Origin of the sequence: Halogeometricum sp. CBA1124 (assembly GCF_009741955.1) — an archaeon.
Taxonomy (GTDB): Archaea; Halobacteriota; Halobacteria; order Halobacteriales; family Haloferacaceae; genus Halogeometricum; species Halogeometricum rufum.
This window is the reverse complement of record NZ_WPCD01000230.1, coordinates 1-5,457: the sequence shown is the minus strand read 5'-3', so window position 1 is coordinate 5,457 and position 5,457 is coordinate 1. Positions and strand designations below refer to the sequence as shown.

Genomic DNA, 5,457 nt, shown 5'->3' with positions numbered 1-5,457 from the left:
TCGAACACGGCGACGACGGCGAGACGGTCGAACGCACCGTCTACGCCACGCCGGACGGCACCGAACGCGAACAGGCGGCCCGCCGGTTCGTCGTCGCCTGCGGCGGCGTCGAGAACGCCCGCCTCCTCCTCCTCTCGAAGTCGGAGGCGCACCCCGACGGCCTCGCCAACGCCAGCGGTGCCGTCGGGCGGTACTTCATGGACCACCTGTTCGCGGGCGCGGCGGCCGCGTCGACGAGGCGACCAGACAGAACCACGTCGGCTTCAACACCAGCGAGTGCCACCAGTTCTACGACGACGCGGACCCGGTGAACGGGATGAAACTGGAGTTCCTGAACTACGCCGGACCGTCGCCCGTCGTCGAGGCGATGCACGCCGAGACGTGGGGCGACGAACTCCTCGGGGACCTGCGCGAGTCGTACGGCACGCACCTCGCGATGGGGGCGTTGGTCGAGCAACTGCCGCGCGCGGAGAACCGAATCACGCTCGACCCCTCCCGGACCGACGACCACGGCAACCCGGTCCCGCACGTGGAGTGGTCGCTCGACGCGGAGACGCGCCGGGCGCTCCGCCGTGCGAACGAGATTCAGCGACGCGTGTTCGAGGAACTCGGGGCGTCGGTGGACTGGATGGTCGGCCCCGAGCACACCGGCCCGGCGTTCCACCAGATGGGGACGACGCGGATGGGCGAGGACCCCGATTCGAGCGTCGTCGACGCGGAGATGCGCGCGCACGACCTGTCGAACTGCTGGGTCGTCGGGTCCAGCGTCTTCCCGACGGGTGGGGCGATGAACCCGACGCTCACCATCGCCGCCCTCGCCCTGCGCGCGGCGGCCGCCGTCGAGTCCTCGTTGTAACTGTCGCCAGTTACTTCTCACTGAAAACGTAACCGCACCTATTTCAGCCGCGCGGCCGAACCGGCGACACATGAGACGGCGAGGCTACCTCCGTGCGGTCGGCGTCGCGGGCGTCGCGGCCGCCGCCGGATGCACGGGCGACGCCGCCGAAGCGGCCGGTCGGACGGACGGCGGAGAGACGGACGCGGAGACGCGGACGGCGGCGGGACGGGTCGGGTCTCGACGCGACGCCTCACGCTCGCCACGGCCACGACCGGCGTACGACGACCGGCCTGCTGGACGCCTCCACGCGGCGTCGCCGACCGGTTCGGCGTCCGCGTCAAGACGCTCTCGCAGGGGACGGGCGCGGCCCTGCGGACGGCGCGGGACGGCGACGCGGACGTCGTCGTCGCCCACGCCCGGTCGGCCGAGGACGAGTTCATCCGCGCGGGCCACGGCGTGAACCGCCGCGCCCTGATGCACAACGACTTCCTCGTCGTCGGCCCCGGCGACGACCCGGCGGACATCGCAGACATCGCGGACCCCGTGGCGGCGTTCGAGCGAATCGCCGCGGCCGACGCCCTCTTTCTCTCCCGCGGCGACGACTCGGGGACCCACGCCCGAGAGCGGACGCTGTGGTCCCGCGCGGACGCCTCGCCCGGCGGACGCTGGTATCAGGCCACCGGCGACGGGATGGGCGACACGCTCAGGCAGTCGAGTCGCCGCGGCGCGTACACGCTGGTCGACAGGGGAACCTACCGCGTGTTCGCCGCGGACACCGACCTCGCCGTGTTCGTCGAGGGCCCCCTCGGCGGCGGGCCTGACCTCCTTCTGAACGAGTACGGCGTCGTCCCGGTGAACCCGGCCAGACACGACGTGGCGTACGAACTCGCCATGCTCTACGTCGGCTTTCTCACCGGTCGGGGCGGGCAGTCCCTGATTCGGAAGTTCCGCGCCGCGGGCGAACGCGCGTTCGTCCCCGACGCCCTCTCGCCGGACCCGCAGTTCGGCCAGTACGTGCCGGAGTCGGCGTCCGACGGGTAGGCGGCCGCCGCGGCCGTCGGCCGGTGTGAGCACCCTTAAGAAGCGCGGGCGGTATCCTTCGACCATGCAACCGAGGGACCTCTCCGCGCACGAAGCGTACGTACCCGGGCGCGGGGCCGAGGAGGTGGCCCGCGAACTCGGGATGGACCCCGAGGAGTTGACGAAACTGTCCTCGAACGAGAACCCCCACGGACCGAGTCCCGACGCCGTGGCGGCCATCGAGGACGCCGCGCCGGAGGTGCACGTCTACCCGAAGACGTCGCACGCGGACCTCACCGACGCGCTGGCGGAGCGATGGGACGTCACCGCCGAACAGGTGTGGGTGAGCGCCGGCGCCGACGGCGCACTCGACTACCTCTCGCGCGCCGTCCTCGAACCGGGCGACCGGGTGCTGACGCCCGACCCGGGCTTCTCCTACTACCCGATGTCGGCGCGGTACCACCACGGCGAGGTGGCCGAGTACCGCCTCTCGAAGGCCGACGACTTCGCGCAGACGCCCGAGACGGTGCTGGACGCCTACGACGGCGAGCGAATCGTCTACGTCACGACGCCGCACAACCCCGCGGGCACGGAGATGCGCCGCGAGGACGTGGTGGAACTGCTCGAATCCGTCGACGAGGACACCCTCGTCGTCGTCGACGAGGCGTACGGCGAGTACAGCGAGCGTCCGTCCGCCGTCGAACTCCTCGACGACCACGACAACCTCGCGGTCACCCGCACGTTCTCGAAGGCGTTCGGGCTGGCCGGCCTGCGAATCGGCTACGCCGTCGTCCCCGAGGCGTGGGCCGACGCCTACGCCCGCGTCAACACGCCGTTCGCGGCGAGCGAGGTGGCCTGTCGCGCCGCCCTCGCCGCTCTGGACGACGAGGCGTACGTCGAGACGTCGGTGGAGACGGCCCGGTGGGCCCGTCGGTACTACCACGACGAACTCGACGCGCCGACGTGGCCCTCCGGCGGCAACTTCGTCCTCGCGGAGGTGGGCGACGGGACGGCCGTCGCCGAGGCGGCCAAGCGCCGCGGCATCATCGTCCGCGACACGAGCAGTTTCGGCCTGCCCGAGTGCGTCCGCGTCTCCTGCGGCACGCGCGAGGAGACGAAACGCGCCGTCGAGGTGCTGAACGACGTGCTCGCCGATGTGGAGGCGACGAACCCGTGACCCGACGCGTCGTCCTCACCGGCACGCCCGGCACCGGCAAGACCACCGTCTCGGACCTCGTGGCCGAGCGAACCGGTCTCGACGCCATCCACCTGAACGACGCCGTCGCCGACGAGAAACTCTACACCGAACGCGACGTGGACCGCGATTCGCTCGTCGTCGACGTGGACGCCGCGAACGAGTGGTTGGGCGACTGGGAGGGCGTCCTCGACTCGCATCTGGCCCACCTGTTCGACGCCGACGTGGCCGTGGTCCTCCGGTGTCACCCCGAACAACTGGCGACGCGCCTCCGCGAACGCGGCGAGGAGGAGGCCAAGATAGCCGAGAACGCCGAGAGCGAGGCCCTCGACGTGATTCTCGCGGAGACGGTCGAGCGATTCGGCGAGGACGCGGTGTACGAGATAGACACGACGGACCGCACGCCCGAGGCGGTGGCCGACGACGTGATAGCGGCCATCGAGGGCGAGATGGATCCCCGCGCGGGACCGTGAACTTCATCGACTACCTATGAGGGTGCCATGACGCTCGACCAGTACCGCTCGGTCGCCAACCGCCTCCTGGAACCGTTCGTCGGCGCCGCGGACCGCCTCGGTCTGTCGCCGGACGGGGTGAGCGTCGTCGCCTTCGGCTTCGCCGTCGCCGCCGGCGTTGCGTTCTACCTCGGCGACCCCCTCTGGTACGCCCTCGGCGGCCTGTTCGTCTTCCTGAACGGCTGGTTGGACCTCGTCGACGGCGCCCTCGCGCGGGCGCAAGGCATCGCCTCGGAGGGCGGCGACCTGTTGGACCACGTGCTCGACCGGTACGCCGACATCGCCATGCTCGTCGGCCTCGCCGCCGGCATCGACTCGTACGCGCTGGGTCTCGCCGCCGTCACGGGCGTCCTCATGACCTCCTACCTCGGGACGCAGATTCAGGCCGTGGGGCTGGGACGCGCCTACGGCGGACTCGTCGGCCGCGCGGACCGCCTCGCCCTCATCGGCGTCGCCGCGTTCGTCGCCGCCGTCGTCCCCGGCCCGGTGTTCGGCCTCCGGGTGGTCGGGTGGCTGTTGGCGTTCTTCGCGGTCATCGGCCACTTCACCGCGCTCCAGCGCTTCTGGGGCGCGTGGTCCGACCTCGACTGATTCGACGGCGCTGGACGGGTCTCGCCGGCCTGCCCGCGTCGTGCCTTTTATATCGCCCCTCCGACTACGGTCTGGTATGCCCCAGTGCGAAATGTGCGGCAAGGAACGACCGTCGCTGACGACGGTCAAAGTCGAAGGGGCCGAACTCGAACTCTGCGACGACTGCAAAGAGTTCGGCACCGAAGTCCGCACCGAGTCGAGTTCCTCCTCGAGCACGAAATACTCGACGTCGAGTTCGTCGGGGTCGTCCTCCTCGTCGGGTTCGTCGGGTTCGTCGAGTTCCAGTTCGGGCGGTGGGTCGAGCCGTCGTCGCCGCGACATGTTCGACGACATGGACGAGATAGCGGCCGACTACGACGACCAGATTCGCTCGGCCCGCGAGAGTCGCGGGATGAGCCAAGAGGACCTCGCGGACTCGCTGAACGAGAAGGCGAGCCTCATCCGCAAACTCGAACGCGGCGACATCCTCCCGCCGGACAACGTGCGGACGAAACTCGAACGGAAACTCGACATCTCGCTCGTCGAGGGCGACGACGACGAGGAGAGCGAGTGGTCCGGCGGGTCCTCGACGACGACGACGCTCGGCGACGTGGTCAAGCGGAAGGACTGACGCCGCCACCCCGTTCTGCAGCCGATTTTGGACTCGCGGTCACTCTCGCGAGATGAATCGCGCCCGGACGCCGACCGGGAGGTCCGTCACGACGCCGACGGTGACCGGCACGCCGTCCAGACGGTCCGCGGCGTCCGGTCTGTCGAGGGCCTCCGCGCTCGCCTCGTCGCCGGGGCTGACCAGACGGAACGGTGCGGGGTCGTCCCTGTCGCCCGTCACGTCCGGTCGGTGTCGGAGGTACCCCTCGTCGGTTCGAAGGTAGAGGACGTCGGGCGTCGCTTCGAGCGCTGACAGCCACTCGTTCGGCGAGACCGTCTCGACGTCCCGCCAGCCCGCGACTACCTCCACGATGGGCTGAAGCGCGCCGACGCGGGAACTGTCCGGGCCGTCTCCGAGGTGTCGTTGCAACGTCTCGGCGACCGCTGCGGGGTCGCCGTCCACCGGCGCCGATTCGTCCGGGTCGTCCATGTCGGAGTGCTGTCGCTCGGCCCCCAAAAACGAGGGGGATGACCAAGCTATTTTGCTCAGTACCGAGTACCTTCTCTCGTGTTCATCCTCGTCAACCTCAAGGCGTACCCGTGCGACCCCATCGAAGTAGCGACCGCCGCCCGCGACGTGGCCGAGGAGTCGGGCGTCCGAATCGCCGTCTCGCCGCAGGCGGCCGACCTGCGACGCGTCGCCGACACCGGCG

General features: G+C 70.4%; 5 protein-coding genes and 3 pseudogenes. 7 read left to right on the top strand and 1 reads right to left on the bottom strand.

Translation table 11 applies throughout. The features are described from left to right. From GJ632_RS19020 to GJ632_RS18995, 6 genes and pseudogenes are all read left to right on the top strand, one after another. Positions 1-856: pseudogene (locus GJ632_RS19020) on the top strand (GMC oxidoreductase); the annotation flags it as partial. A gap of 129 nt (positions 857-985) precedes the next feature. Next, positions 986-1,879 carry a substrate-binding domain-containing protein gene (locus tag GJ632_RS19015; RefSeq protein ID WP_197428091.1) on the top strand — a complete coding sequence of 298 codons (894 nt, stop codon included), beginning with the start codon at positions 986-988 and terminating at the stop codon, positions 1,877-1,879. Between the two features lie 64 nt (positions 1,880-1,943). Continuing rightward, entirely contained in the window at positions 1,944-3,035 is a 1,092-nt protein-coding gene (gene hisC, locus GJ632_RS19010) for a histidinol-phosphate transaminase (protein ID WP_191453752.1), read from the top strand. Further along, positions 3,032-3,546 (top strand): annotated as a pseudogene (locus GJ632_RS19005) (adenylate kinase family protein). Before hisC ends, GJ632_RS19005 begins: the two are co-directional and overlap by 4 nt. A 7-nt stretch (positions 3,547-3,553) precedes the next feature. Then, complete coding sequence (locus GJ632_RS19000; protein WP_089806375.1) at positions 3,554-4,156, top strand: CDP-alcohol phosphatidyltransferase family protein; 603 nt, start codon at positions 3,554-3,556, stop codon at positions 4,154-4,156. Positions 4,157-4,232: 76 nt separating this feature from the next. After that, positions 4,233-4,766, top strand: coding sequence for a multiprotein bridging factor aMBF1 (locus GJ632_RS18995; protein WP_089806377.1), 534 nt, complete (start codon positions 4,233-4,235; stop codon positions 4,764-4,766). Between the two features lie 39 nt (positions 4,767-4,805). Here GJ632_RS18995 and GJ632_RS18990 read toward each other — a convergent pair whose 3' ends face one another. Continuing rightward, positions 4,806-5,234: a hypothetical protein gene (locus tag GJ632_RS18990; protein ID WP_089806379.1), complete on the bottom strand. Its 429-nt coding sequence runs from the start codon at positions 5,232-5,234 to the stop codon at positions 4,806-4,808. Between the two features lie 78 nt (positions 5,235-5,312). On the opposite strand from GJ632_RS18990, the pseudogene GJ632_RS18985 reads away from it, so the two are divergent. Continuing rightward, positions 5,313-5,457 (top strand): annotated as a pseudogene (locus GJ632_RS18985) (triose-phosphate isomerase); the annotation flags it as partial.

Bases quoted from the DNA above. Each gene is read 5' to 3' on its own strand.
- hisC (WP_191453752.1), top strand. From the start codon at position 1,944: ATGCAACCGAGGGACCTCTCCGCGCACGAAGCGTACGTACCCGGGCGC.
- GJ632_RS18990 (WP_089806379.1), bottom strand. From the start codon at position 5,234: ATGGACGACCCGGACGAATCGGCGCCGGTGGACGGCGACCCCGCAGCG.
- GJ632_RS19015 (WP_197428091.1), top strand. From the start codon at position 986: ATGCACGGGCGACGCCGCCGAAGCGGCCGGTCGGACGGACGGCGGAGA.
- GJ632_RS19000 (WP_089806375.1), top strand. From the start codon at position 3,554: ATGACGCTCGACCAGTACCGCTCGGTCGCCAACCGCCTCCTGGAACCG.
- GJ632_RS18995 (WP_089806377.1), top strand. From the start codon at position 4,233: ATGCCCCAGTGCGAAATGTGCGGCAAGGAACGACCGTCGCTGACGACG.